This is a genomic window from Actinoalloteichus hymeniacidonis, assembly GCF_014203365.1.
In the GTDB taxonomy this organism is placed as follows: Bacteria; Actinomycetota; Actinomycetes; order Mycobacteriales; family Pseudonocardiaceae; genus Actinoalloteichus_A; species Actinoalloteichus_A hymeniacidonis.
Genome location: NZ_JACHIS010000001.1, coordinates 1,538,894 through 1,565,137 on the forward strand (window position 1 = coordinate 1,538,894; position 26,244 = coordinate 1,565,137).

The 26,244-nt window shown below is 68.4% G+C and carries 22 protein-coding genes; 9 read left to right on the forward strand and 13 right to left on the reverse strand.

Features of this window, described 5'->3' with window-relative positions:
• Positions 1–193: 193 nt before the first annotated feature.
• Together BKA25_RS07020 and BKA25_RS07025 are read right to left on the reverse strand one after the other, a co-directional pair.
• Complete coding sequence (locus tag BKA25_RS07020) at positions 194–859, reverse strand: response regulator transcription factor (protein WP_069851157.1); 666 nt, start codon at positions 857–859, stop codon at positions 194–196.
• A complete protein-coding gene (locus tag BKA25_RS07025) occupies positions 856–2,019 on the reverse strand; it encodes a sensor histidine kinase (protein WP_084643289.1) in 1,164 nt (387 codons plus the stop codon). Before BKA25_RS07025 ends, BKA25_RS07020 begins: the two co-directional genes overlap by 4 nt.
• Positions 2,020–2,266: 247 nt before the next feature.
• Between BKA25_RS07025 and BKA25_RS07030 the strand changes: the two genes are divergently transcribed.
• The 7 genes from BKA25_RS07030 to BKA25_RS07060 all read left to right on the forward strand — a co-directional run bounded on the left by BKA25_RS07030 (position 2,267) and on the right by BKA25_RS07060 (position 12,480).
• Positions 2,267–2,944 (forward strand): hypothetical protein, encoded by a 678-nt coding sequence (locus tag BKA25_RS07030; RefSeq protein WP_069851155.1) that lies wholly within the window; start codon positions 2,267–2,269, stop codon positions 2,942–2,944.
• 141 nt (positions 2,945–3,085) lie between these two features.
• The gene (locus BKA25_RS07035) at positions 3,086–4,057 is read left to right on the forward strand and encodes a nucleoside hydrolase (RefSeq protein WP_216637750.1); all 972 of its coding nucleotides are present in this window, start codon (positions 3,086–3,088) and stop codon (positions 4,055–4,057) included.
• A gap of 149 nt (positions 4,058–4,206) precedes the next feature.
• Complete coding sequence (locus tag BKA25_RS07040; protein ID WP_084643288.1) at positions 4,207–6,684, forward strand: Tex family protein; 2,478 nt, start codon at positions 4,207–4,209, stop codon at positions 6,682–6,684.
• A gap of 304 nt (positions 6,685–6,988) precedes the next feature.
• A complete protein-coding gene (locus BKA25_RS07045) occupies positions 6,989–8,335 on the forward strand; it encodes a bifunctional o-acetylhomoserine/o-acetylserine sulfhydrylase (RefSeq protein WP_084643287.1) in 1,347 nt (448 codons plus the stop codon).
• Positions 8,332–9,471 carry a homoserine O-acetyltransferase MetX gene (gene metX / locus BKA25_RS07050; protein ID WP_084643286.1) on the forward strand — a complete coding sequence of 380 codons (1,140 nt, stop codon included), beginning with the start codon at positions 8,332–8,334 and terminating at the stop codon, positions 9,469–9,471. The genes BKA25_RS07045 and metX overlap by 4 nt, the downstream gene beginning before the upstream one ends.
• A 323-nt stretch (positions 9,472–9,794) precedes the next feature.
• On the forward strand, positions 9,795–11,147 hold the full coding sequence (locus BKA25_RS07055) for a helix-turn-helix domain-containing protein (protein ID WP_069851152.1): 1,353 nt from the start codon (positions 9,795–9,797) through the stop codon (positions 11,145–11,147).
• Between the two features lie 757 nt (positions 11,148–11,904).
• On the forward strand, positions 11,905–12,480 hold the full coding sequence (locus BKA25_RS07060; protein WP_157421195.1) for a hypothetical protein: 576 nt from the start codon (positions 11,905–11,907) through the stop codon (positions 12,478–12,480).
• A gap of 37 nt (positions 12,481–12,517) precedes the next feature.
• On the opposite strand, the gene BKA25_RS07065 is transcribed toward BKA25_RS07060, so the two are convergent.
• From BKA25_RS07065 to BKA25_RS07100, 8 genes are all read right to left on the reverse strand, one after another.
• Positions 12,518–13,420, reverse strand: a complete 903-nt coding sequence (locus tag BKA25_RS07065; protein WP_069853938.1) for a hypothetical protein — start codon at positions 13,418–13,420, stop codon at positions 12,518–12,520.
• A gap of 782 nt (positions 13,421–14,202) precedes the next feature.
• Positions 14,203–14,844: a type I-E CRISPR-associated protein Cas6/Cse3/CasE gene (gene cas6e / locus BKA25_RS07070; protein WP_069851144.1), complete on the reverse strand. Its 642-nt coding sequence runs from the start codon at positions 14,842–14,844 to the stop codon at positions 14,203–14,205.
• Positions 14,841–15,608 carry a type I-E CRISPR-associated protein Cas5/CasD gene (gene cas5e, locus BKA25_RS07075; RefSeq protein ID WP_069851142.1) on the reverse strand — a complete coding sequence of 256 codons (768 nt, stop codon included), beginning with the start codon at positions 15,606–15,608 and terminating at the stop codon, positions 14,841–14,843. Before cas5e ends, cas6e begins: the two co-directional genes overlap by 4 nt.
• On the reverse strand, positions 15,605–16,750 hold the full coding sequence (gene cas7e / locus BKA25_RS07080) for a type I-E CRISPR-associated protein Cas7/Cse4/CasC (protein WP_069851140.1): 1,146 nt from the start codon (positions 16,748–16,750) through the stop codon (positions 15,605–15,607). Before cas7e ends, cas5e begins: the two co-directional genes overlap by 4 nt.
• On the reverse strand, positions 16,747–17,460 hold the full coding sequence (casB, locus tag BKA25_RS07085; protein ID WP_069851138.1) for a type I-E CRISPR-associated protein Cse2/CasB: 714 nt from the start codon (positions 17,458–17,460) through the stop codon (positions 16,747–16,749). The genes cas7e and casB overlap by 4 nt, the downstream gene beginning before the upstream one ends.
• A complete protein-coding gene (gene casA / locus BKA25_RS07090) occupies positions 17,457–18,998 on the reverse strand; it encodes a type I-E CRISPR-associated protein Cse1/CasA (RefSeq protein ID WP_069851136.1) in 1,542 nt (513 codons plus the stop codon). The genes casB and casA overlap by 4 nt, the downstream gene beginning before the upstream one ends.
• 310 nt (positions 18,999–19,308) lie before the next feature.
• Positions 19,309–19,917: a hypothetical protein gene (locus tag BKA25_RS07095; RefSeq protein WP_157421194.1), complete on the reverse strand. Its 609-nt coding sequence runs from the start codon at positions 19,915–19,917 to the stop codon at positions 19,309–19,311.
• A 475-nt stretch (positions 19,918–20,392) separates the two neighbouring features.
• Positions 20,393–21,205, reverse strand: coding sequence for an SAM-dependent methyltransferase (locus tag BKA25_RS07100; RefSeq protein ID WP_069851132.1), 813 nt, complete (start codon positions 21,203–21,205; stop codon positions 20,393–20,395).
• 272 nt (positions 21,206–21,477) lie between these two features.
• On the opposite strand from BKA25_RS07100, the gene BKA25_RS07105 reads away from it, so the two are divergent.
• Entirely contained in the window at positions 21,478–22,125 is a 648-nt protein-coding gene (locus BKA25_RS07105) for a GOLPH3/VPS74 family protein (RefSeq protein WP_172803844.1), read from the forward strand.
• A 199-nt stretch (positions 22,126–22,324) separates the two neighbouring features.
• Here the strand turns inward: BKA25_RS07105 and BKA25_RS07110 are convergent, their stop codons facing one another.
• Positions 22,325–23,668, reverse strand: a complete 1,344-nt coding sequence (locus BKA25_RS07110) for an NHL domain-containing protein (protein ID WP_084643284.1) — start codon at positions 23,666–23,668, stop codon at positions 22,325–22,327.
• Between the two features lie 522 nt (positions 23,669–24,190).
• Here BKA25_RS07110 and BKA25_RS07115 point away from each other — a divergent pair.
• Positions 24,191–25,036 carry a tetratricopeptide repeat protein gene (locus tag BKA25_RS07115; protein ID WP_069851126.1) on the forward strand — a complete coding sequence of 282 codons (846 nt, stop codon included), beginning with the start codon at positions 24,191–24,193 and terminating at the stop codon, positions 25,034–25,036.
• On the opposite strand, the gene BKA25_RS07120 is transcribed toward BKA25_RS07115, so the two are convergent.
• Entirely contained in the window at positions 24,999–25,586 is a 588-nt protein-coding gene (locus BKA25_RS07120; protein ID WP_069851124.1) for a GNAT family N-acetyltransferase, read from the reverse strand. The two genes, BKA25_RS07115 and BKA25_RS07120, sit on opposite strands and share 38 nt — an antisense overlap.
• Positions 25,583–26,191, reverse strand: a complete 609-nt coding sequence (locus tag BKA25_RS07125) for a TetR/AcrR family transcriptional regulator (RefSeq protein WP_069851121.1) — start codon at positions 26,189–26,191, stop codon at positions 25,583–25,585. The genes BKA25_RS07120 and BKA25_RS07125 overlap by 4 nt, the downstream gene beginning before the upstream one ends.
• Between the last annotated feature and the right edge of the window lie 53 nt (positions 26,192–26,244).

The window sequence follows — 26,244 nt, forward strand, 5'->3', positions numbered from 1 at the left end:
CGGTATCGCCCGAGTCGTCATCCGAGAGCGGTCTCTCGGTGTACCCCAGCGGGAGTACGTCCCGGAGAACCCCGACGCCTCGGGAGAGCGGATCACCTAGGGGTCGGCCGCAGCGGTCCCCGAGCACGAACCTATGAGCACGCCGCGATCCACCGGCGTTCGGCGACCACGGCGAGCACCGCCCGCCCTGTCCTCAGCTCAACCAGCGGGGCGTGATCACCCCGGACTCGTAGGCCAGCACCACGAGCTGCGCCCGGTCCCTGGCGTGCAGTTTCGTCATGATGCGGCTGACGTGGGTCTTGGCCGTGGCGGGGCTGAGCACCAGCCGGGTGGCGATCTCGTCGTTGGACAACCCCTCACCGACCAGCACCAGCACCTCGCGTTCCCGCTCGGTGAGCCTGTCCAGCAGTGGCGGCGGGGCAGGCGCTCGACGACGCCCCGCGATCTCGGCGATCAACCGACGGGTCGTCGAGGGCGCGATGAGCGCGTCACCTCGGGCGACCACCCGCACGGCGTGGATCAACTCCATCGGCTCGGTGTCCTTCACCAGGAAACCGGCGGCGCCCGCGCGCAGGGCGTCGTAGACGTAGTCGTCCAGATCGAAGGTGGTGAGGATGACGACCCTGGTGGCGCTCAGCCGTGGATCCTCGGCGAGCCGCCGGGTCGCCGCCAGTCCGTCCAGCTCGGGCATCCGGACATCCATCAACACCACGTCCGGCCGATGCTCGGCCGCCAGCCGCAGCGCCCCGTGCCCGTCGGCGGCCTCGGCCACCACCTCGATATCGGGCTCGCCGTCCAGGATGGAGCGGAAGCCCGCGCGCACCAGGTGTTGGTCGTCCACCAACAGCACTCGGATCATCCGGCTGTCCCGGTGGGCAGGAGCGCCGTCACGCGAAAGCCGCCGTCACGTCGGGCACCGATGGTGAGCTCGCCGCCCAGGGCCCGAGCACGTTCCGCCATCCCACGCAGACCGTTGCCCGGCACCGGATCCCCGCCGCGTCCGTCGTCGTCGATCGTCACCCGGACATCCTCGTCTCCATAGACGACCTCCACGCGTGCGGTGTCGGCGGCCGCATGCCTGCCCACGTTGGTCAGCGCCTCCTGGACGATGCGGTAGGCGGCCAGATCGACCTCGTCGGGCAACGGCCTGCGGGTACCGATCACCACCTCCGTCACCTCCAGCCCGGTGGACCGGGCCTGTTCGATGAGTTCGGGCACCCGATCCACGTTCGGGGCCGTCGGTGCGGCCTCGGCGTCGGCCCGCCGCAGGATGCCCAGGGTGTCGCGCAGTTCCCGCAACGCGGTCCGGCTGGTCTGCTTGACCGCGTCGAGGGCGGCCCTGGCCTGTTCGGGGTCCTCGTCGAAACGGTGCAGTGCCGCGCCCGCCTGCACGTTGATCAGGGAGATGTTGTGCCCGAGCGCGTCATGCAGCTCCCTGGCGATCCGCAGTCGTTCCTCGCTGGCGAGTCTGCGGTTCTCCTCCAGCCTGCCGCGTTCGGCGATGGCCGCTCGCCTGCGCGTCTCGTGCAGCAGCGCGAGCCGGTTGTGCTGGACGGTTCCGATCGCGATGACGGCCACCAGCCACCCGGCGAGCAGGAAGATCGCGGCGTCGTCCAGGTTGCGGTACTGGACGCCCGCCTCCAGGTAACCGACGGTCAGCATCGCGCAGATCGCCAGGATGATCGCCACCGCCAGTCGCCCGGTCGAGGACACCGTGTAGAGCGCCACCGCGAAGGTCAGCAGCAGCGGCCCGTCCACGGTGAACAGCGGGTAGTACACGTTGCACAGTGCGAGGGTGAGCACCGCGACCGACAGCGGGAATCTGCGCCGGACGAGCAGGGCCGCACAGGCCAGCACGACGATCGACCATCCGGGGAGGCCCAGCGCCGACTCGGCATCGACGGATCGGTGCCCCAACAGGGTGCCACCGACGACGATCACGGCCACACCGACCGCGACCAGCACGTCGCCGTGGCGACGGAACAGCCGCAGGAGCCCGCCGCGACCACCGTCCGTCATAACGCGCAGTGTAGGGCGGCTGATCGATTGCCGGGCCGGTTCCGGTGGTGGCCATCGAACGAGGCGGTCGGCTGCCACGCCGGACGAGTGAAAGTGGATCGACGGCTGCGTACGGTGCGCCCGCCCGGGGCACTCGCACCGAGCGGCGCGGCACGCTGGAGGCGGCGGAGTCCTGAGGTGTGGGCGCCTGTCCCGGGATGAGATCGCCCAAGACCCGACTGCGGGGCTTGCGAGGAGGGGAGGGCCGATGTCCGGTCGCCGCGACCACCCACCCAACATCGACCGCCCGGACGCCGGTACGGCGTTGATGGGACGCTGGTACGTCGACAGCCCCGAGCATCAGGCGGGCGCGGCGGACGCGCTGCTCGCGGAGCGATCCGGCTGGGGCTGGTTGCGGGGGCTCATCTCGATCAGCTGCTTCGCCTCGACCGATGGCAAGAGCGTGCTCACCTACTCCCAATGGGTGGATGAGGCCTCGCTGAAGCACTTCATCGCCGTCGAGCGCCCCTCGATGCTGCGGTTCGTCGACGAACGTGTTCCCGGCCGCGTCGAGCGACACGGCACCATCCCTTATCAGGTGTACGCCAGCACCATCCTGCGCGAGACGCGGCCCGCCTTCGACCGGGTCGGCATCACCGTGTACGAGACCGCAGGTCACGATGCGCAGCGTGCGTTCTGCGACATGGTGATCTCGGTGCTGGAGGAGGGCCGTCCGCCCGGTCTGATCGCCGCGCACCTGCATGTCAGCCTGGACGGGAATCGGGTCCTGGAATACCTCGAATGGGTCGACCAGGGTGCCCAGGACGAGTTCACCATGACCAGCGCGAGCCGGGAGAAGCTGCGCATGCTGGCGAGGAGCCCCGGCGTCTGGCTGATCGAGGTAGGCCAGTTCCGCTTCCTGAGCGGAGTGGAGACGGTCAGCTGACCGCGCCGAGAACCTGATCGGCGGCCACCGCAGGCCCGATCGCGGATGCGGATCTTCCCCTTAGGTTCGGTCACTCGAACGTGATCTACTCGCCGCCAGGTGCCGCCCGATCCCGGCGGCCGGGCGGAGGGACCGACGGCGATGACCGACATCAGACTGATCGTGGACACCGATCCCGGAGTCGACGACGCGATGGCCCTGCTCTACCTCGCGGCACAGCGCGAACGGGTGGAGCTCGTCTCGGTCGGCAGCGTGCACGGCAACCTGGGAGCGCGACCGGGCGCCGAGAACGCCCTGCGCATCCTGGAGGTAGCCGGGCTGGGTTCGGTGCCCGTCGCGGTCGGCGCCGATCGGCCGTTGGATTTCTCGTACCTCCCCTCGGGGCAGTTCGTCCACGGTGCGGATGGGCTCTCGGGCGCGGCCGGACCCGCCGCCTCGGCCCGTCCTGTCGCCGAGAACGCCGCAGTCCGGCTGGTCCGGTTATGCCGCGAGAATCCGGGCGAACTGACGGTGCTGGCCCTCGGCCCGCTTACGAACCTTGCCCTGGCGCTGCACCTGGAACCCGAACTGCCGAACCTGGTGCGGTCGGTGGTCTGGATGGGCGGCGCCATCGACGCACCCGGCAACATCACCGCCCACGCGGAGGCCAACGCGGCCCACGACCCGCTGGCCGCAGACCAGGTGCTGGGCGCGGGTTTCCCGCTGACGGTCGTCCCCCTGGACGTGACCCGCCGGGTATGGGCCGACGCCGACTGGTGGGCGTCGATCGCCGCCGCCACGGGCGCACGAGCCAAGGCCATGACGGCCTGGTCCCGCCAGTATCTGCGGGCAAACAGCGAGTTCGAGAAGCATCGCGGCGGGCCGGGAACGCTGTGCCACGACCCGGTGGCCGCGATCCTGTTGCTCGAACCCGAGCTGGCGGAGTACGAGAGGCACCCGGTTCTCGTCGAATTCGCGGGCGGTCAGACCAGGGGGGCCACACTGGTGGACCGACGGGGTTACATCACGCCTGCCGACGCCTCCGCAGGCCGACCCTCGGTGCGCATCGCCACCGATATCGACGTCCGACCCTGCCTGGGCCGGTTGCAGGCAGCATTGTCGGCCGAGGACTAGCGACCACCGCGTCGCAACGAAGCCCGGCCGATCGCCCGGCGCGGCATGCGGTGCTTCGAGGTGCCACGCCTGGTCAGCGTCGTGATGGACGATCGGCGGGACGCGCCGACTGCGGCCAGCGCACCCGCGATGGGGCCGGGACCGGCAGAATGCACGGCGACCGGAAGCTCTGGAGGCGGGCCGAAACTGTGACGACGTCCATTCATCAGAAGATCGCCGACGAGCTGGGTGTGCAGACCACCCAGGTGCGTTCGGCGGTCGAGCTGCTCGACGGTGGGGCGACGGTGCCCTTCATCGCGCGATACCGCAAGGAGGTGACCGGCACCCTCGACGATGCGCAGCTCCGCAGCCTGGAGGAGCGACTTCGCTACCTGCGTGAACTGGAGGAACGCCGGACCGCGATCCTCGAGTCGGTCCGATCTCAGGGCAAGCTCGACGACGCTCTCGAAGCCAGCATCATGGCCGCCGACTCCAAGGCGCGGCTGGAAGACGTCTATCTCCCGTTCAAACCCAAGCGGCGCACCAAGGCACAGATCGCTCGCGAGGCGGGCCTGGAGCCGCTCGCGGAGAAGCTGCTCGGCGATCCCACCCAGGATCCGCAGGCCTCGGCCGCCGAGTTCGTCGACGCGGAGCAGGGCGTGGCCGACAACCAGGCCGCCCTGGACGGCGCGCGTTCCATTCTGGTGGAGCGGTTCGCGGAGGACGCCGACCTGATCGGTGAGCTGCGTGAACACCTGTGGACGCAGGGCCGGCTCGCCGCCAAGGTCCGCGAGGGCAAGGAGGAGGCCGGGGCGAAGTTCTCCGACTACTTCGAGTTCGCCGAGCCGCTGACCCGGTTGCCCTCACACCGGATCCTGGCGATGTTCCGGGGCGAGAAGGAGGAGATCCTGGACCTGGTCATCGATCCGGCCACCGAGAACGCGGCCGCCGACGAGGAGGCCGCCGCAGGCGTGCGGCCCGGCCCGACCGAGTACGAGACGCGCATCGCGGCCCGGTTCGGCATCGCCGATCGCGGCAGGCCCGCCGACCGCTGGCTCGGTGACGCGGTGCGCTGGGCGTGGCGGACGCGGATCCTGACCCACCTGGGCATCGACCTGCGGACCCGGCTGCGGCAGGTCGCCGAGGACGAGGCGGTGCGGGTGTTCGCGGCGAATCTGCGCAACCTGCTGCTCGCGGCGCCTGCGGGCAGCCGCGCGACGATGGGACTGGACCCCGGTTTCCGAACCGGTGTCAAGGTCGCGGTCGTCGACGGCACCGGCAAGGTCGTCGCCACCGACACCATCTATCCGCATGTGCCCGCGCGGAAATGGGACCAGTCGCTGGCCACCCTGGCCAGGCTGGCCAAGGAGCACCGGGTCGATCTGATCGCGATCGGCAACGGCACGGCATCGCGGGAGACCGACAAGCTCGCCGCGGACCTGATCGCGAAGAACCCCGAACTGTCGTTGACCAAGGCGATGGTCTCGGAGGCGGGCGCCTCGGTGTACTCGGCCTCGGCCTACGCCTCGCGGGAACTGCCCGGAATGGACGTCTCGTTGCGCGGCGCGGTCTCCATCGCCCGGCGGCTCCAGGACCCGTTGGCCGAGCTGGTCAAGATCGATCCGAAGTCGATCGGGGTCGGTCAGTACCAGCACGACCTCTCGGAGGTGCGCCTGTCGCGGTCGCTGGACGCGGTGGTCGAGGACTGTGTGAACGCCGTCGGTGTCGACGTCAACACCGCATCGGCGCCGCTGCTGACCAGGGTGTCGGGCATCGGGGAGACGCTCGCGGTGAACATCGTCGCGCACCGCGACGGCAACGGGCCGTTCCGAACCCGTAAGGACCTCAAGGACGTCGCACGTCTCGGGCCGAAGGCCTTCGAGCAGTGCGCGGGCTTCCTGCGTATCCCCGGCGGCGACGACCCGCTGGACACCACCAGCGTCCACCCCGAGTCCTATCCGCTGGTCCGTCGCATCCTCGATGCGGGTCAGACCGAGATCGGCTCGGTACTGGGCAACGAACGCGCGCTGGCGGCGTTCTCGCCGAAGCAGTTCGTCGACGACACCTATGGTCTGCCCACCGTCACCGACGTGTTGAAGGAGTTGGAGAAGCCCGGACGCGACCCGCGACCGGCGTTCGCCACCGCGACCTTCAAGGAGGGCGTCGACAAGATCGGCGACCTCGAACCGGGGATGCTGTTGGAGGGCGTGGTCACCAACGTGGCAGGCTTCGGCGCCTTCATCGACATCGGGGTGCACCAGGACGGACTCGTGCATGTCTCGGCCATGTCGGAGAACTTCGTCAGCGACCCGCACGAGGTGGTCAAGTCCGGCGATGTGGTGCGGGTGAAGGTCCTCTCGGTGGACGTGCCCCGGCAGCGGATCTCGCTGACCCTGCGGTTGCGGGACGAGGCACAGCCGCGCGGCAACCGGGACGCCGGTAATGGTGCGGAGAGCCGTGGCGGCCGTCGCAACGGCGGGCGACAGAACGGCTCCGGCGGCGGGCACGGCGGTGCGCGCGGCGGCAAGGGCGGCTCCGGGTCCAGGGGCGGCAACGGCCGGGATCGGGACCGTGCGGGCTCCGGCGGCGGCGCGATGGCCGACGCCCTGCGGCGGGCAGGCTTGGACAAGGGACTCGGCGGCCGCTGAGTTCGATGCTCTCGGCGGACGGCCTCGGTACCGCGCGGTACCGAGGCCGTCCGTTCGGTGGGCTCGGTATGGCCGGCCGGCCGCGCGGGCTGGATACCCGAGACGGAATCGCAAGCTTGTCCCACTAAAGAGTGAATATCGGTCCATATCGTGGACGTAGTGGATCGGATGCTGAGAGCGACCTAGCCTCGGCCGCATGGCGGCATCGACGCACCCAGACGGCGTCACTCCCACGTCGCCCGATCACGCTCGCCGAACCACAGTCCACCGTGGCCGGTCCCCACTCTCGCAGTAGGAGTCATCGATGACCGTCGAGGCACCCGACACCACTCCCGTTCCCGAGCCGACCGCCCCGGACACGGCAGGCTGGTCCTTCGAGACCAAACAGGTGCACGCGGGCGCGGCACCCGACCCGGCCACGGGCGCCCGGGCCACGCCGATCTACCAGACGACGTCGTTCGTCTTCCGCGACACCCAGCACGGCGCCGATCTGTTCAGCCTGGCCGAACCGGGCAACATCTACTCGCGGATCATGAACCCCACCCAGGACGTCCTGGAACAGCGGATCGCGGCGCTGGAGGGCGGCGTGGCCGCGGTGGCCTTCGCATCGGGTTCGGCGGCGACGACCGCGGCCATCCTCAACCTCGCCAGTGCGGGCGACCACCTGGTGGCCAGCCCCGCCCTCTACGGCGGCACCTACAACCTGCTGCACTACACGCTGCCCAAGCTCGGCATCGAGGTCAGCTTCGTCGACGACCAGGACGACCTGGACTCCTGGCGGGCGGCCGCCAAGCCGAACACCAAGCTGTTCTTCGCCGAGACCCTGGCCAACCCGGGCAGCAACGTGCTCGACATCAGGGCGGTGGCGGACCTCGCGCACGAGGTCGGCGTGCCGCTGGTGGTGGACAACACCGTGCCGACGCCGTATCTCCTGCGCCCCATCGAGCACGGCGCGGACATCGTGGTGCACTCGGCGACCAAGTACCTCGGTGGCCACGGGACCACCATCGCCGGTCTGGTCGTCGACGCGGGCACCTTCGACTTCGGCGCGGGGGACCGCTTCCCCGGCTTCGTCGAGCCGGACCCCAGCTACCACGGCTTGAAGTACTGGGAGGCGCTCGGCCCGGGTGCCTTCGCCGCGAAACTGCGTGTCCAGCTGCTTCGAGACACCGGCGGCGCGATCGCCCCACTCAACGCCTTCCTGATCCTGCAGGGCATCGAGACCCTGTCGCTGCGGCTGGAACGCCACGTCGCGAATGCGCAGGCGCTCGCCGAATGGTTGGAGGCCAGGGACGAGGTCGAGAAGGTCTACTACGCGGGTCTGCCGTCGAGCCCCTTCCATGCCGCAGCGCAGAAGTATCTGCCGCGCGGCGCGGGGGCGGTCGTGTCCTTCGATCTGAAGGGTGGCGTGACTGCGGGCCGCGCGTTCGTCGATGGCACCGAGCTGTTCAGTCAGCTCGTCAACATCGGCGATGTTCGCAGCCTGATCGTCCACCCGGCCAGCACCACGCACAGCCAGCTCGCCGAGGCCGAACAGCTCGCGAGCGGCGTCACCCCCGGTCTGGTGCGGCTGGCCGTCGGACTGGAGGGCATCGAGGACCTCAAAGCGGACCTCGAAGCAGGTTTCCGGGCCGCCAAGGGACACCGATGACGCCTGCCTCCAGTGGGCCGCCCACCGAGGACGGCCGGTTCTGGCGGGACGGCGACGATCCCGGCGACCGGCGGTGGGCGGCCCTCGGCCCCGTCCTGGGCCTGGAGTCGGGCGCGCAGCTGCCCGGCGCCCGGCTCGCCTACGAGACCTGGGGCACGCTTGCGGCCGATCGCTCCAACGCGGTGCTGGTGCTGCATGCGCTCACCGGAGACAGTCACGTCGTCGGGCCAACCGGACCGGGGCACCGCACCGCAGGCTGGTGGGAGGGCCTGATCGGCCCCGGCCTGCCGCTGGACACCGACCGGTTCTACATCGTCGCGCCCAACGTCCTCGGCGGCTGCCAGGGCAGCACCGGTCCCGCCAGCCTCGCCCCGGACGGCCGATTCTGGGGCTCGCGATTCCCGGCGATCACCGTGCGGGATCAGGTCGCCGCCGAGGCTCGATTGGCCGATGCCCTGGGCATCGATGCCTGGGCGGCGGTCATCGGCGGGTCGATGGGTGGGATGCGCGCGCTGGAATGGGCGGTGGGCCTGCCGGATCGGGTGGGCGCGCTGCTGGTGTTGGCCGCCCCGGCCGCGACCTCCGCCCAACAGATCGCCTGGACCTCCGCGCAACTCCACGCCATCCGGTCCGATCCGCATTGGCATGGCGGTGACTATTACCGGTATGGCACCAGCCCGGACGCCGGATTGGGCCTCGCACGCCGCATCGCGCACATCACCTACCGCGCCGAGCTCGAATTGGCCGACCGATTCGGCCGTCAACCGCAGACCGGTGAGGACCTCACCGAGGGCGGCCGGTTCGCGGTCGAGTCCTATCTGGACTATCACGCGGCGAAGCTGGTGGGCCGTTTCGACGCGGGCAGTTACCTGGTGCTGGCGAGGTCGATGAACTCCCACGACGTCGGCCGAGGCCGAGGGGGAGTCGAGGCCGCCCTACGCCGCATCACCGCTAGGGCCCTCATCGCCGGGGTGGACACCGACGAGCTGTATCCCCTGCACCAGCAGCGCACTCTGGCGGCGGGCATCGGAGCGGAGCTGCGGGTGATCCGTTCGCCCTATGGGCACGATGCCTTCCTCATCGAGGTCGAGCAGGTCGGTGCGATGGCACGGGAGCTGCTCGCCGGGTCGCGCTGAGACATTGATCGACGTTGTACTCCCTCGAACGCGCGTCCCGGTGCCCCCGTCCCGGACGGAATTCGGCGGATTCGCGGAATTGATGCGCGAGCAAACAACTCCAGTCGATCTTCGTTCGATTTTCAACGACCTTTGTCCGGTGTCGTATTTCCCCGCGCGCCGGAGTGCACTTCGGCGATGATGATCGATTGCCGTCGGAACCACACGGTGGGACGGCATGATCCGGGCGGGTGATCTGCTTGGCCTATCACCTTGCTCCGAAATGCACATTGCGAACGTGCTTCGGATACGTTGAGCGCGGGGAGCGGGTATAGGGGGGCGGCATGAACACAGCCGGCGACAGTCCGAAGGCACCCGTTGATCCGGCGGTGTGGCGAGAACCGGAGATGCGCGCCGCACTGGCCGTGCGAGATATCGGCGCGGTCTATCGCCAGTTGAAGCGACGTGGTGTCTCGCAGCGCAGGATCGCGGGCCTCACCGGCCAAGCACAGCCGGAGATCTCCGAGATCATGAACGGCCGCCAGGTGATGGCTTATGACGTTCTGTCTCGTATCGCCGATGGTCTCGGCGTGCCGCGCGGATTGATGGGTCTGGCATATGACGGTGCCCCGGTCCTCGATCCTGGTGAACAGACGGAAGGAGACAGCGAGATGGAGCGTCGGGGCTTTCTCGGCCTGGTGGCCAAGGCCGCCGTAGTCGGATTGAGCGCGAGCGAACTGGCCGATATTCGGGTCCTGCCGGAATCCGGACCCAGCCCCCATCGGGTCGGCATGCAGGACGTGGCAAATCTCGAAGCGACGATCACGTTCTTCCGCGCCCAGGACGACCGCTATGGCGGCGGTTCCGTGCGCTCGGCGGTCACCGCGCATCTGGATTGGGCGAGCGGAATGCTCGATGCCACCGCGACCGACGCGGTGCGCACCCGGCTGCAGCAGACACTGGCCGACCTGCACTCGTTGGCTGGCTGGGTGTCCTTCGACCTCGGATCCACCCGGCACGCGGTCCGGCATTTCGCCAATGCCCTGGTGCTCGCCAAGGAGAGTCGGGAACACGCATTGGCCGCGAAAGTCCTGTTCCAGATGGGCCGGGTCTACCTGCACGACGGCGAACCGGACAACGCGCTGAAGGTCTTCCAACTGGGGCAGATGTCGGCGCAGGACGCGAATTCGCCCCGAGCGGTGGCACTGCTACATTTGAACGAGGCATGGGCTTATGCGGAACTGGGCAATGCCGGTCAGACCAGGGTTCAACTCACCAGAGCCGCCGAGGAACTCGCCAGAGACTCCGATCGCGACGTGCCATCCTGGTTGACCTTCATGAGCGAGGCGGAGATCGAGGGCATCGCCGGGATGGCATACACCGCCCTCTCCGCGCGCGATCGTTCGTTTGCCACGATCGGACTGGAACACGCCACCCGATCCTTCGATATGCGCGCCGAGGCCGACGCCCGGTCCCGCACTTCGGATCTGATCGCCATCGCGGTCAACCGTTTACGCGCCGGGGAACTCGCGGGCGGAATCCGAGCGGGCGCCGAAGTCCTGTCCAGGATGGAGGGCGTCAGATCCTCGCGGCTCTTGGATCGCCTGGGCTGGGTCCAACAGGCTGCCGAATTACATGCGGGGCATAGCGATGCCCGCGATCTCGCCGAGCAGGTCTCGATTCTTCGATCCGTCTGAGCGCTCCGCGATCTGCCGCCCTACTCGACAGAACTATTGGGTCGGGACTATCGGCTTCACTCGTCACATGTTCGTCGACTGCCCGGCCATGCTGGCAGGAGTCCCCGAGCAATGGGAGTGATCGTGATGCCCTCGTTCCAGCATCCGCCAATCCCGATCCCTACGACGAACCCGGCGATCCGACCGATACCGATCGCGAGCGATCCGTGGCGGCCGGAGCGGAATTCGCCCGAGGTGTTCCACCGTGCCGAGGTCCGATCCGACCGGCCAGGCGCCGCCGTGCGACCGGCGGGGATCGCGGAGCTCGCTGCGCTCCGGGACAACGGTTGGACCTGGGGTTCGGCGTGAATCCCAGCATGGGCCCCGGAGCGGGACCCACCACCGAGTCCCGCTGGATCGGGCTGTTCCGCAATCTGGAGCACCGCCTCGATGGGACGTACCAATCAGTCACCGTATCGGTGTGTGGCGCGGTGGTCCGACCTGCCGATGCGGCCATCGCCATGCCGTCCTGCCCGCTGTGCTTCCCGATCGTCGTCAGGCGACCGGCCGAGCCGCCCGGACCGCCCGCCCGGCCCGCACCTCACACGATCAAGCGTGATCAGTCGGGGCGATCGCCGGGAGCCGAGGGGGAACGGCCACCCGCCGTCGAGGGGATCGCGTTCCGGACACCCGACTCGCAGACTGCCGTCGGTCGGCGTCCGCCATCCCGGCGGCCGGAACGCATTCGGACCTGCGCCACTGAGTAGAAGGAGACGACGTGTTGTCCATTGGGGGGAATCGTTGGTCGCCGGAACCGATTCGGTCCACCGGACCGGGCCGATTCGGCGTGCCGATGCCGAACGAGTGCTACTACCAGGACGCCGTGCCATCGGCCGGGCTGATCTTGGACCGACATGTGGTGCTCGGACGCAGACCGCCGCCGGGGGGCGAGGCGACTGCGTTATGCGGTCGGGTCCTGGTGATCGGCCCAGGACCATTCGAGGCGGAGCCAGGGGTGCCCGCCCTGGGACACCGGAACTGCTGGGACTGCCAGGACGTGATCCTCGGTGTCACACCGGAACCACCCGAGCGGCAGGCGGAGCCGGTGCGCCTGGTTCGGACGGCCCCACGGGCGGGCAGCGTGGTCGGTGCGACCCGGCGGGTGGTGCACGTCTGTTCAGCCGACACACCGGTCGATGCGCCGTTGCTGACTCGCTGCGGTACCCGGCTGTCGGAAGCCGAGGTGGAGACGGTCGCCCCCGGCGTCGGCATGCCGTGCTCCGCGTGCCTGCTCGCCGGTGACCCGCCGCCGCAGGCCTATCCGCTGCCCGACATCGGCCGGGCGGCCAGCTGAGGCGGGGGAGGCGACCGCCACGCTGGGATCCGCCCGGTCAGAGGCCGTATCGATCGCGCAGATGCCGCCAGAAGTCCTTGAACATCCAGGCGTCGAACTCGGTGACCTCCGAGGCACTGCCCGCCTTCATCAGGAAGCCGCCGACTCCGCTGGGAGTCCAGTCGTAGAAGTCGTCGAGTCCGAAGGTGTGCCCGATCTCGTGCAGCAGGATGTGGATGTTGTCCTGGCCGAGCGAGCCGACCATGTACTCGCTGCCGATCCGTTGACCCCAGTCGCCACCGGCGCCGCCGCCCATGCCCGAGGTCAGCCACAGTGACTGGTCGTAGTGCCGATCGGCGCCGCCGGGACAGCGCGAGTAGTCGCCGTCCTGGTTGAAGAACCGGCCGCACGGCTCGGCGCACTGGGGCGCGTTCTCCCGGATGTCGTTGACGTAGATGTCCACGGAGTCGTCGTTCCATTGCAGCGTCGAGCGATCGCGTACCGCCCAACCGACGACCTTCACCTCGACGTGGTCGTACGGCCAGCCCAGTTCCCCCGGTTGGAAGACGTCCATCCACTTCGATACCTGGCGTTGCAGGGCGACGTGGATCTCGTCGCGTAACTGTGCCGACACCGGTGCGGCCGAATCCCAGCGGACGCAGTAGTTGATCTGACCGTTATTGGCGATCAGCTGATCCCAGCCGTAATTGCGGAACCCGTACAGATCGGGATAGGTGCTCTCCACGTGGTTCCATACCTCGTTGAGCGGGTTGACCAGGTGGCTCGGCGGATTCCAGTCCTGATCGGATCGAATCGCGGCATCCGTGGTGCTCGCGACGACGTCCGTGGTTGTCGCGGCACTCGCACCGACGTCGTCCTGTGCGGCGTACGCGGTGGGGGCAAGCGCGGTGACCAGTGCGAATGTCGTTGCTAGACCGAACATCGTGGTGCGACGGCGCATCAGCGGGCTCCTCACGAAATCATGCTCGCGGTGTCGCACGCGCGGCGTCTCGCGCGCCCGACGCATCGATCGAGGCGGTGTGAATGCCCAGGCTAGAACTCCGAAGAATCAACCGACAGAGGCGAGCTGACTTTCCGGAATCCGCGATACCCGGTCGTCGAATTCGACGACCGCCGTCGTATTAACCGAACGGTGACCCCCACGAATGTGAGGAAGGCTCCGGCTGACGCCTACTGCCCACCGAACCAGGTGGCACCCCCACCTAGGTGAGGAGCGTTGCCGTGGCCGCGCCATGCAGGCTGCGCCCTCTGGCTCACCCCCACCATCGTGAGGAGGATCGTCCCGCCGTGCGAAGCGGAGCGATCGTGTCGGCCGGTGATCTCCCCACTGAAGGTGAGGACGACCTCGGCGTCGCCGAGGACCTGCTCCCGCCGTGCGGTGCACCCCCACGCTGTGAGGACCCGCTGAGTCGACCGGCCCTCGACCGCGTTGTGTACCTCCGTGGCACCTCCACCCCGCCGTACCGGACGACACTGTGGAGACGAACGAGACGGACCGTCATGACGCGACGCCGACGACTGTTCGTCGGCGGTGATCCAACGGGCTCCTCGATGCGTCGGCCGAGGGAAGAGGCGAGCAGACCCCCACGGCTGTGGGGAACGGGTCTCCGAACTGCGACGGATCGCCGATGCGGACTGGGGTGCACCCCCACGACGTGGGGAGGGACCTCGGACGGGAGTCGCCTGCGTCCTCGCCTGCCGAGCCCGACGTCGATAGCCGAGTCACGCTCGTTTCTTCACCGGGACGACACTGAGCAGTCCGCAGCCGTAGGCCCTGGCCCGACCGACCCCGGTGAGGACCGCCTCCCGCAACAGTTCGACATCGGAGACCGTTGCGACACCTTGGAATCGGGTGCGGGCATGGCGGATCGCCGTCCGGTCCTTACTTCGTGGCGTCGTCACCGCGCTGGCCTCGGTGGAGGCCAAGGCGAGACCGTGCTGTGCGCTGCGACGCTGCCACCATTCCAACACCTCCCCGCCCTTCAACGCGACGAGCTGACCTCGGCGATACCGCTCGTTGTCCTTGGCCAGCCGTTTGCTCGTGTTCGCCACCAGCCGGTAGTGCACGGCCATGCCGTTGCTCAGGGCGGCCAGTAAGGCGGTGAGCTCGGTGGTGCGCACCGTCCCGTAATCCGCGGGCAATCGGGTCGCCTCGGGACGCAGGCTGCTCTGCACCAGCAACTGGTCGCCGGCCGGACCGGAATCGACGCGGAACAGCGCGCCCGCCTGCCGTCGAGGTGCCTCCCCGAGCCGTTCCGGGAACAGGGACATGACGGTCCGGTGCAGCCCCACGAAATCGTGGAGGTCCGCCCTGGTCCGCGGATTGCGTAGGTTCGGTTGGATTCGGGTGAGCCAGATGGTCATGGTGACCAGATCCCCAGGTAGACGGCCAGAGTATCGAGATAGTCGGTGCCGATCCCGCCGCACAGGGCAGCAGGCAGTGCTTCGGTACGCACCACGACCCGCCGCGTGTGGTAGGCCCGCCGATGCGGGTGGAAGGAGATCGGGATGTCATCGAGTTCCTCCCCGTGCTCGGTGCCCTGCTGCGCGCCGCACGCCGAGCGGATGAAATCGACCTCGACCAGTTCGGCGTGGTCGTCGGGCTGCCGCCGAGCCAGTGGAACCCGATACAGCTCCGCCTCGGCATCGGCGATCGGATACGGCGTGAGCAACATCGGCTGATCGGCGGGGCAGGAGCGTCTACCCAGATACGGCGCCCATTGGGGAACCCGCAGCGCCAAGGCCACCCGCTCGGTCAGCGGGTCGGGCCCGTGCGCGGCGACGACGAAGGCCGCATCGCTGAGGTAGTGCCGCCGCGAGACCAGCGTCGCGGTGGCCTCGGACCGCCGCCTGCCCTCGGATGTGGGCACCGTGCGGTGCCTCGGATAGCCGCCGCCGACGGTGTGGAAGTCGACCAGCCGCGTCCCTGGGCGGTCGATGCGCACCGTGAACTGCAGATCGGTCCACTCCGGGCCGAGTTCGTCCTCCCGACTGCGCCCCTCGGCGGCCAGGATCAGGCCTAACAGCCCGGAACGGGTCGGGTGGTTTCGAGTGTCCCGCTCGGCGAAGGCCGCAGCCGTGCCCCAAGCCTGCAGCGGCCCCGCGAGTCGGAGCAGTACCCCGCTCACCTCTCGACGCCGTTCACCGCGTCCAGCGCCTCGGCCACCAGACCGGGGTAGCTCGACTGACGGGCTCCCAACGCGGGGAAGACGTCGTCGTCGAGCGTGGCGTGCCCGTGGAAGGCGACCTCGCCCTCGCCGAGCAGCATGGCGATCTTGCCGTTGTAGGAGTCCAGCCGTCGACGGGACGCCTTGGCGAAGCCCGCGCCGTCCCGGAGCGATACCGCGTCCTCGAAGGCCGCCGCCAACGACACCGGCCGATCGGCCCGCGCGGCGACGTAGGCCAGGTCGGGAACGGTGAAGGGAGCGGTGCTGGTCTTCTTGGCGTTGGGCATCGCGCTGAGGAAGGAGGATACGAAGGCCTCGGTCACGGCGGAGACCTTGGCCTGATCACCACCGAGGTTGGTCGACAGATCCGCGAGATTGAGGCTGGCGTATCGGTAGAACACACCCGAGCTGAACTCGGCGGTGTTCAGGTGCCCGCCCCCGGTGGCCTCGATCGGATTGAGGTCGTCGACCGCGGTGAAGAAGTCGATCTCGGGTTCGGTGGCGTGGGTGGTGAACGCGTGCGCCAGTTGGACGGCTCCGTCCACCTTGGACTCCGGTAGCTCGGCGAGCATGCGGCCGAACAACGCGGTGATGCTGTTCCGCCCGCCGATCAGCTCCTTCACGGTCGCCGATGGCAACACGCTCTCGCCCTTCTTCGGTTGAGGGCGAGTCCGACCTCTGAGGGCGACGAGTGCGGTATTCAGATCGTCCCGGTGTGCGACACACAACTCGACCAGGTCGACGACGGCGCGGGCGGGCAGGAACACCAGAACGGTCAGATCGTCCTTGTCCACGCCGAGACCCGCTGCCGCCGCGACATGACGTCCGGCGAATTCGGCGATGTCGACCGGCCAACCGTGCTCGCCGACCAACGCGCCGGCCACCTCGACCGGTAGTCGTCGGGTCCGCACGGCGGACTCGCCTACCCCGGACTCCACGGCCAATCGGACGGCGCGTTTCCAACATTGACTGGAGACCCTGGTACGCGGGGTGCCGCCGAAGAGTAATGACTTGGGTGAGCCGAGATCGTCCCGATTCAGGTTCGAATACGGCAGCGTGTGCAGGATGTGGATATCGAGATGACGGGGAGCGGACGTGGTCATCGCTCTACCTCCTGGATGGCGGGATGGGTGTCACGCGGGAGAGCCCGATAGAAGGACTGGAGCCACCGGCGTGCCACGGAGCGGGGTGCGTCCTCCCAGATCAGCAGGTCCGCGAGCAGCCGGGACCAGTCGATCTGCTGATCGAGCTCGTGCAATCGCCGGACGACCGCGGGAAGGTGCCGGTGGATACCGGTGATCCCCTGTCGGGACAGCAGATGGAGGTGTTTCTCCGCGTTGCTCACCGGCATCGGGCGCTTCTCGCCCCGGTTCGCGATGGTGGCCCTGGCCAGCGACACACCCAGATCAGCGGGCTCGACTGATTCGGCGAGCGGGATCGGGTCGGCCAGTGCGGCCGCACCTCGACGGGCCCCGGCCTGCTGTGTCCACGAGGCGGCGGGCAGCCCGGCGGATGCGCTGTCCGTACCGACCGAGTCCTCGATCGCCGCAGCCGAGGCGGCGAGCTGGACTGCGGTGGTCGGACGTGCTGCGATGAGGGACGCGATCGTGTAGAACGCCTGTTCGGCCGCGGGCGAGGTCCCGGCGGGCAGCCTGCTGGTCACCGCGGCGTGCACCTCGGGCCGAATCCGCTCCGAGGTGCGGCTCGTGGCGCCGCGCAGCGCCGATCGGATCCGTGCCGACTCGCGACACAGCCGCACGATGTGCGCGACGAACTCCTCCTGGACCGCGTGATTCGGTTGGAGGCCGGTCACCGGGTCTCCTTCGTCAGGCGGCGGCTCAGCCGCCGTCGGACCAGGTCCACCGCCCGGGCGATCCGCAGATCCGCTTCGTCGGTCGGGCTCAACGCCATGTCCACGGCGCGATGGGCGATCTGCTGGAACACGATGGGATCGGCGTCGACCTCGCCGGTACGGACCCGTGACCAGAACTCACGTTCGGCCGCAGGCCAGTAGTACTGGGCGGCGCGCACCGGCCAGGGCCCACTGCGGTCCTTCTCGCGAGACGCGGCAGAGGTGACCTCCCGCCAGGCATCGCCGAGGCAGTGCTGCAGCCTGCGGCCGACCGCCTCGGCGCAGCGGCGCAGCTCGGAGATGTGATGTGCGCCGATCGGGTCGTGTTCCTCCAGGTGATGCAGCACCGGAGGCGTGGAGGAGGAGAACCACTGCCGGTCCCGAGTCTGCCCATCCTGGTCGAATCCATAGGCCTGCAACCGGAACCGGTCGCGCATCTCGACGGGGAGGCGGGCGAGGCCGTCGATCACCGAGGGCCTGCGCGGTGTGGCGTCCGAACCGGCCGGGCTCGCCAACAGCAGTGCATCGAGGTCGCGCCAGACCGCGCGATCGCAGGAGGCCGGTCGCGGATAGGCCCGGCCCTCTCGGCTGGTGTCGTACACGAGATAGGGGTCGCGCGCTTCGATGGAGGGCGCCCGCCATGCCCAGGTGAGGTAGGCATCGACGACCTGCTTGCCGGTGGCGTCGGGGATCAGCAGGACCGCGTGGCGGCTGCGGCCGGTGAGCAGTCCGCCGGGCCAGGTCGGTTCGGGGGGAGTGCCCAACGGGTCGGCGAGCGGCCGTTGCCAGCCGCAGCGGTCCGGTCCGCCCGCCTGCCTGCTGGCCGGGCTGGGCACGCCCGCGACCAGCGATTCGAAGAGATTGGCGCCGATCGGGTGAAAGGAGGTGGTGGAGCGCAATACTCCTTTCGTGCTATTGGATTCGGAGCGGCCCGCCACCCGGCGGGCGGTGCACTTTCCGGCCGGGCCGTAATAGAGCTGCACCAAGAGATGCAGGATGGCCTCGCCGGTGGGAATCGGCTGCGGTTCGACGTCGCTGAAGTGACCGAACCAGACCTGATTATTGCCAGCCGGTCGACCCGCTACCAGTTTGTTGACTCCGGACGCAACTAAACATTCTTCGGCGAGCCTCGGCTCCTGCATCCATGGGCGATTCGGGTGAAATAGGTCGAACGATGCGTGATTCTCGTCGAAGTATGCCGAGACGTTCTCAGCGGGTAGCTCGCCGAGCTCGAGCACCGCATTCCGGGCGGTGATCCACGCGTCGATATCGGCATCAGCACTGGTTAACGACCGATCGAGGCCGGTAATCTGAGCGGTGATCGCATAGAGGACTCGCCAGAGAGCCGCAGCTGCAGGTGGGATGGGTACGGCTAGATCGTCGATCTCGTGTGCTTTCCTGAACAACTCTCGTAATCCGATACTGCGAACCGTGCCGCCGGTACGTACCGGAATCCAGGGTTGTTCGGATAGGTGGAAAGTCGACCGGTTGTCGACCATTGCTCGGCTCCTGTTCACTGCGTGCCAGTCGATCAGCACGGTACATTCTGTTCGAGCATCGTCCGTCTGCGCGAGCCCGTTACGGCGTACGGGTGATTCCCGCCGATAATTTCATCCGACTGCTATTCGGGTGGCAGCCGTGAAGAAACAGCTCGGTAATTCACATGCGTGCAGGTATGGGCCCTACGCAACCGCCGCACCTGCTGTTCGGCGGGCACGGCTGCGCTGGCTGATTCGGGTGATCTCCGGGCCGGTAGACGGCCCGGCTAGCGGATGGTCGGGATGGCCGGTTCGACGGCGAGTACGAGGCTCACGGCCGCCGAGCGCCGCCCGGCGCGACCAGCCGGGTCCGAGTCCGCGCACCTAAGGAGTGCGGTAAGGACGCTCGGGTCGTACATCGGATGTCTGCCTGCGCCAGGGCGCTGGCGGCGTGTTCGGTCTCGTCGACGCCGTCTGCCGGGCTCCCGACCGCCCAGCCGTGATCCGCCCAGCCGTGATCCGCCCAGCCGTGATCGGCCGCAACTCGCTCGACCGTGGAGTGGTCGCCCGGAAGTTCGATGCGCACGGCCTCGGCCGAGTGCGGGCCCCCGTACGGCTGACCCGAGGTGTCGGGCGGCGACATCCGAGGTGCGATCAGGTCGTCTCGGGGCATCGGGGTGGCGCCGAGGACCTCGGGTCGCCTACGTCGCCCGCCTGGATGCGGGCGTAGTCGGGGTAGTCGGTCGGAGCAGGCCGCGCTCGGCGCCGATGGCGCGATGATCGTCGCTTCATCGGCGCTGTCGAGGGCGCCGGTCGGTGCCGAACGGCGTGGTTCGGCGGCGACCGCGAGGAGATCGAGGTCGAGTCGAGCACTCGAGAGATCGGTTGACTCGACCATGGTCGGCTGTGCGTAGAGGACGGACTCCGTCCGAACATCCACGATGGTTACACCCCCGTTGATCGGTCTCCCCACACACAGCTTGTTCACTTCTGGGTCGATCTTCAGCTGCTTCGCCGGATATCACCCGATTAGGTGACAGTTTGTGACTGCTTCGCGACGCTGGCGAAGGGTTGTCCGGTGTCGCAGGCGATCAGGGTCGGACGCCGGTCCCGCGACGACGGCTTCGGTGCTCGGGCGCGGGTTTTCGGAATTCACGACCGGCGACTCGTCGTCCGGGGCCGTGGGTGTCCATGTCAGGACCACCGCCGGGATCGTCACGGAACGAGGTCGAAATACCGGGTCGAATGTCACTCGATCGGCGGAGTCAGGAAATCCGGGAGACCGCCGATCCCTTGTATACCTCCTTACCGGCCCCGGCACTGTCCACTCGTGCCGGGGTCGTGGTCTGTCTGTGGCCGGCATGTTCGATGCGCGACGGTCGGCGGCGTGCCATCCGACGTACTCGCCCACCGCCTCATGTCCGAATCCGGCCCACGGCGGCATAGGTGCCCGAACGCTCGGGCTCGGCGGCGAGCAGCTCGTCGGGGCCGTCGGGACGCCATTGCGGTGTCCACACCAAACCGGGCTCGACCAGATCCACCTGCGACAGCAACGCCGCCAACTCGGCGCGCGTGCGATGGGTGACCGGGGACGAGGTCGAGTTGAGCAACCGGCGCATCTCGGCTGCCTGTGCGGGCGGCAGGGCGTCGATGGTGGTGTGCGAGACCGCGAGCAGACTGCCCGGCGCCAGCGGTGCCAGGTACCGCGCCAACAGCTCCGCCGGGTCGTCCTCGGCGCTGACGTAATGCAGCACGGCCACCGCGAGCAGCCCGACCGGTTCGGACAGATCGAGGCGGCCCACCTCGGCCGAATCGAGGACCGAGGCCGGATCGCGGATATCGGCCCCCACGATCTCCACCCCGTCGATGTCACTGAGCAGCCGCCGGGAATGAGCGACCGCCACCGGCTCGTTGTCGACGTAGACCACCCGAGCCGCCGGGTCCACGGCCCGGGCGACCTCGTGGGCATGCCCCTGGGTGGGGATGCCCGAACCGAGATCGAGGAACTGCCGGATGCCCTGCTCGACGAAGTACCGCACGGCGCGACGCAGGAAGGCCCGGTTCGATCGGCCGACGAGCGCGGCATCGGGATCGATGGTGAGCAGGCGGTTGAACGCCTCCCGATCGGCGGCGAAATTGTGGGCACCGCCCAACGCGTAGTCGTACATCCGGGCCGGATTCGGCCAGTCGAGGTCCACGCCGAGCAGCGGCTCTTGCGGATCGGACATCAACGGCCTCCAACAGTGGTGAGTCGAGTTTCGCCGGGCGCGACCACGGGCCCCGATACGGCTGGCAACAGCCGGCTGTAGGGGGATGAATCCGTTCGGTGACGGACCGAGTCTAGGCTGTGGGGGTGCTTTCGGTACCCCCGAGAAGCCCGCCCACCACCCGGCCCACTACGCCGAATGGCGCCGGCGAAACCGCTCATCCAGTGTCAAAGGCGACACCCGGATACAGGGTCCCTCACCGACCCGATGGCGGCGGGGTGCAGGATCGAACGGTGGACGCTCCGAACAATCTCGCTGCCCGGCTCTATCTCCTCGCCTGCGATACCCAGCGTGAACGCCTGGTCAACCGTGATCATCTGGGGTTCGTACTACGTGCTGCACTGCTCACCGACCTGCTCGCCGAAGGCGCGTTGACCGAACAGGATCGCAAACCGACGGTGGCGCGGTCCCGCTCGACCGGCGACCCCGTGCAGGCCGACCTGCTCAACGCCATCGCGGAAGAACGCCCCAGGTCGTGGACCTGGTGGATGCAGCGGGAAGCGAAGGCAACCGTGGAGGCCGTCGGGCAACAACTGGCCGACATCGATCTGATCCACCGCTCCGCCGGGCGCACCCTGGCGATCTTCCCGACCCGCATCGTCCAGGTGCTCCGTCCGGAGATCCGTGAGGACCTGCGGATGCGCTGCCACGACCTGCTCGGGGACGAGACACCGGTCGACCAGCTCAACCAACGGGATGCGGCGATGGTGTCCCTGGCGGCCGAGGGCCAGCTGCGGTCGGTGTTCTCCGGATCGGACCGCATTAGGCGGCGGGCCAGGCTTCGGGACCTGCGCGAACACCTGGGACCGGTGCCCAAGGCCCTTCGCAAGGTCATCAGTCAACGCGCGGCGGCCGCGAGTTCGGCGAGCTCCGGGGGCTGAGTCGCCACGCCGCTGACATCGCCGTTAGCCGGGCCCCAGACGTGATGCCTGGGGCGGCTGTCGGCCTCCTGACCTGCGCGTTCGTTTATTGCTGGGTTTCCGGTGATTGGGTTCGGCGGTGGTTGGCCCGGCGTGGGGCAGGGGTCGACGCCGAGTCCAGCTCTACCGGATGCTCATCTCATCACCGGCCGATAGGACCTCAGTTCGGGTTGGGAACCACACCCGGTGGTTCGACGGCGGCGGTGAAGGCCGCCACCCGGACCCCGACCGCGGCCTCGATGCGCACGGTTCCCGGCGTGGGACCCGCCGTCAACTCTGCTGCGGCCTCACCGGCCATGTTCGTACGCGCCACCCAGCGCGTGCGCGGCGCGTGGTTGAACCGTGCGCCCGAGGTGGTGTCCCCGGTGATCGTGAAGGTCACTGGCACGGCGATCACCGGCCTGCCCTCCCGGGTGATCCGGACGATGATCGGCCGGGGGAACAGTCCGCCCGGCGCCGGGCGCTGTCCGTCACCGCCCACCGCCGTGAGGTCGTCGACCAGGGTGATCTTGCGAACCCGATGGCTGCCCGCATCGGCGACGAACACGTTGCCGTACTCGTCGACGGCCACCCCGCGAGGCGTGTCGAGGGGAGAGACGACGGCACGGGCCCCGATCTCGCCACGGCCCGGCGAACCGATGCCCGCGATGGTGCTGATGGTGCCCGCGGAGAACTTGCGGATCCGATGGCTGCCGGAATCCGCGATGTAGACGTCACCGTGTTCGTCCACGGCGACCCCGCTCGGTTCGCTCAGCCGAACCCCGGCCTGCGCACCGGGCGCACCCGGTCCGGCGAGCACGCCGATCGTGCCACCGTCGTCGATGCGGATGATCCTGGCCGCACCACGTTCGGCGACGTAGACCGCGCCCTTTCGATCCAGTGCGACGGCGACCGGGAAGTTCAGCACCGAGGCACCGGACTGCTCGATACCTGCGATGGTGCCGATGTGACCCGACAGATCGACCTTGCGGATGCGGTGGTTGGCGGAGTCGGCGATGTAGAGGTTTCCGTCGGGGTCGATGGCGATCCCGGTGGGGGTGGTGAGCCGGGCCCGGTCCGCTCGGCCGCCGTCGCCGCCGAACCCCGGTTCCCCCGTCCCCGCGATGGTGCTGATGTGGCCCGAGGGGTCGACCTTGCGGATGCGGTGATTGGCGGAATCGGCGATGTAGAGGTTCCCGTCGGGGTCGATGGCGATCCCGGTGGGGGTGGTGAGTCGGGCCTGATCGGCTGGACCGCCGTCGCCGCCGAACCCGGGCTCCCCGATACCCGCGATGGTGCAGATCCGTCCATGTTGGATGCGGCGAATTCGGTGGTTGCCCGCATCGGCGATATAGACGGTCTTGTTGGCGGTGTCGACGGCGATCCCGGTGGGACAGCGAAGCTGAGTGCGGATCGCGTGTCCGTCCTCGTCCTCGCCTGCCCCGCCCTCGCCTGCCCCGGCCACGGTGGTGACCACCGCATCCGCGACTGTCGACTCCAGACTGGTCGTTGTCGAGCCTGTCATGACTGACACTCCTGGTTGCCTCGGCGCGTCCCGCCCATCGTGACGCGCGATGAACGGACCCGGCGAGATCACTCAGCGGGTCCGGGCGAGGAGTGGGGCTTGGCAGCTACGAAGCTGGTGCCCCCGCTTCTCCTGCCACCCAGATCGTGGAGGGCGGGAACCGCCGTGAGGAGCCTCTTCGGCCAAGATCACTACAACGAGTGGTCGAGGAACCACGAACCGGTGGGACCACTCAGGACCGTGGTGTCATCTGCCGTAATTCCTGTCTGATCACAATGCTGTTCGTAGTCGGCCGATTCGGTGAACAACGGACGGTCTGCCACCGGTGCCCCTAGGCCGTTCAGCTGCCGCCGAATGCGTGATTCCGCCGGGATGAACTGCGGTTTCCGTTGCCGGACAGGCGCTTCATGGCAACCTGTTGAGGTGAGACCGGGGGAGCGACCATGGGAAACGGCCCCACCGACGACATGGGCCCGGCATCGTCGGCCGACACGGCGCGAGTTGAGCACCGTTTCCCTGGCAGTGGCAGCCGTTCTGCTGCTCGCGCTCACTGTCTCCTCGATCGAGCTCCTCGTGTGGTTACTGGCATTGATCGGGCTTTTCACGGTGGCCGGTCCGCTGCGACCGGCACCGGGTCGACAGGCCGTCGAGTCTGCCGAGGTCGACCTCCTCGATCGTGCGGGTCCGGACGCCGAGGACCATCATCGGAAGCGAATCGCCCTGCACACCCTCGTGCTCGGCGCCGATCATCCGGAGACCATCGCGGCGTGCAACGACCTCGGTGCTGCGCTCGGCGAGTACGGCCGGTGGAAAGAGGCGACCACCATCCTGCGGGCGACGCTGAAGTCGGCGGTTCGTGCCCTGGGCGAGGAGCATGAGGACACCCTGAGCACTCGCAACGGACTGGCCGTCGCCTTGCACAGCTGCGGGCGAACCGCCGAGGCCGAACGCCTGCTGCGGACCGTGTTGACGGCGCGGACGACGATTCTCGGCGCTCAGCATCCGCATACGCTCAGCACCCGAGGCAACCTCGCGACGGTGTTGGCCGATCAGCAACGCTGGGCCGAGGCCGAGGAACATCTCCGCGTCGTGCTCGACATCAGGCTCGGTCGGCCCGAGTCGGATGGGTCGCTTCTCGCGAATACGCGACACAATCTCGCAGGCGTCCTGGCGAGGCGGGCACCGAACGCCGAGTCGCAACTGCTGTATGCGCAGGCACTGCGCTGGCGCCGGGACCATCTCGGCGCCGACCACCCGCTGACCACCGCGACGAACCGAGCCTTGGTCGAACTGTTGCGGTCGGGAACCGCCGGTTCGACCACGCCCCCCTTCAGTCCTGGACCAGCTTCATCGACACGTAGTGGTTGATCCCGGTGAACCTCGTGTGTTTCACCGGCCGCCGTCGGTACTCGGTGAAACCGAGTCTGGTGTACAGGCCGAGGGCGGGCGCGTTGGTGTCGGCAATCTCCTCCAACACATAGACCTTGTACTGCGGCAGGGCCAGTAGGTGGCTCAGCAGTGCTTTCGCCACGCCCTTGCCCTGGTGGGCGCGGGCTGTGCCGACGAATTCCAGCGAGGCGGCCCCCGGCGCGACGGGCTCCGCCTTCGCGAACTCCCGGCGGAACATGGTGCCGACGACCGTTCCCCGGAGAAGACCGAAGTGCTTGCGCAGGACCGTGCTGTCCGCCCGGAAGCTCTCCTGCCTGCCATCGGTCAGTGCGGTGATCGAGGCGGGTGTTCCATCGAGCAGCGCCACATAGAAGAGGTCCAGTGTCAGGAGCTGTTCGAAGCCGTCGGCGAGTCGCTTCCGATCCTTGGACAGTGCCACGAAATCGTCGCCGAAGGCATCGACGAAGACCTCGACGGCCTGTCTGCGTCCCGGCCCGTCCAATTCGAGGGCGGGCTTGATCTCGATCATCGTGCAGGCTCCTTGCGTAGCGATGCGGTCAGTGCCGAAGAACTCGGCACCACGAGGCGGTTCCCGAGGGAGAAGCGCAGCATTGCCAGTCCGCTGATCGTGGCGAAGTAGCAGGTCGCAAGCTCGACGGGTTCGCCTGCGCGGAATTCGCCGAGTTCCTGTCCTCGGCGTACCAGTCCAACGAAGGCGTCGACCATCGCGGAATGCTGTTCGACGAGTAGCTGAACCTGCGCGGGCGCCTCTGGCATCACGAAGGCGTGATTCATGATCATGAAGAAGTCGGCGAATCCGCCGTCGCCCCCGAGCTCGGCCAGGACTATTCGGGTGTACTCGTCCACGAGCGCGCCGGGGCTCTCGTCGCCGCGCAGCAAGGTGCCGATACGACGAAGACCCTCTGCGGCGAACGCGACCAGCCCACCGAACAGCTCGTCCTTGGTCGTGAAGTGCCGGTAGATCGACCCGGTGCTGATACCGGCCTCGCGGGCGATGTCTCGCATGTTCGTCGCGGCGAAACCCTGCCGCGCGAAGAGCCTGATGGCGGCGGCCTCCACCTTCTCCAAGGTGGCCAGCCGCATGGCCTCGTTCTGCTCGCTGGTCCGGGGCATCTGCGCACACCTCCGATCGGGAATAAAATGAACAGATGTTCATTCTATAGCTC

What these genes read in the sequence shown, in the direction of transcription:
- BKA25_RS07020 (WP_069851157.1), bottom strand. Translation starts at nt 859, where the DNA reads ATGATCCGAGTGCTGTTGGTGGACGACCAACACCTGGTGCGCGCGGGC.
- BKA25_RS07025 (WP_084643289.1), bottom strand. Translation starts at nt 2,019, where the DNA reads ATGACGGACGGTGGTCGCGGCGGGCTCCTGCGGCTGTTCCGTCGCCAC.
- BKA25_RS07030 (WP_069851155.1), top strand. Translation starts at nt 2,267, where the DNA reads ATGTCCGGTCGCCGCGACCACCCACCCAACATCGACCGCCCGGACGCC.
- BKA25_RS07035 (WP_216637750.1), top strand. Translation starts at nt 3,086, where the DNA reads ATGACCGACATCAGACTGATCGTGGACACCGATCCCGGAGTCGACGAC.
- BKA25_RS07040 (WP_084643288.1), top strand. Translation starts at nt 4,207, where the DNA reads ATGCACGGCGACCGGAAGCTCTGGAGGCGGGCCGAAACTGTGACGACG.
- BKA25_RS07045 (WP_084643287.1), top strand. Translation starts at nt 6,989, where the DNA reads ATGACCGTCGAGGCACCCGACACCACTCCCGTTCCCGAGCCGACCGCC.
- metX (WP_084643286.1), top strand. Translation starts at nt 8,332, where the DNA reads ATGACGCCTGCCTCCAGTGGGCCGCCCACCGAGGACGGCCGGTTCTGG.
- BKA25_RS07055 (WP_069851152.1), top strand. Translation starts at nt 9,795, where the DNA reads ATGAACACAGCCGGCGACAGTCCGAAGGCACCCGTTGATCCGGCGGTG.
- BKA25_RS07065 (WP_069853938.1), bottom strand. Translation starts at nt 13,420, where the DNA reads ATGCGCCGTCGCACCACGATGTTCGGTCTAGCAACGACATTCGCACTG.
- cas6e (WP_069851144.1), bottom strand. Translation starts at nt 14,844, where the DNA reads ATGACCATCTGGCTCACCCGAATCCAACCGAACCTACGCAATCCGCGG.
- cas7e (WP_069851140.1), bottom strand. Translation starts at nt 16,750, where the DNA reads ATGACCACGTCCGCTCCCCGTCATCTCGATATCCACATCCTGCACACG.
- casA (WP_069851136.1), bottom strand. Translation starts at nt 18,998, where the DNA reads ATGGTCGACAACCGGTCGACTTTCCACCTATCCGAACAACCCTGGATT.
- BKA25_RS07100 (WP_069851132.1), bottom strand. Translation starts at nt 21,205, where the DNA reads ATGTCCGATCCGCAAGAGCCGCTGCTCGGCGTGGACCTCGACTGGCCG.
- BKA25_RS07110 (WP_084643284.1), bottom strand. Translation starts at nt 23,668, where the DNA reads ATGACAGGCTCGACAACGACCAGTCTGGAGTCGACAGTCGCGGATGCG.
- BKA25_RS07120 (WP_069851124.1), bottom strand. Translation starts at nt 25,586, where the DNA reads ATGATCGAGATCAAGCCCGCCCTCGAATTGGACGGGCCGGGACGCAGA.
- BKA25_RS07125 (WP_069851121.1), bottom strand. Translation starts at nt 26,191, where the DNA reads ATGCCCCGGACCAGCGAGCAGAACGAGGCCATGCGGCTGGCCACCTTG.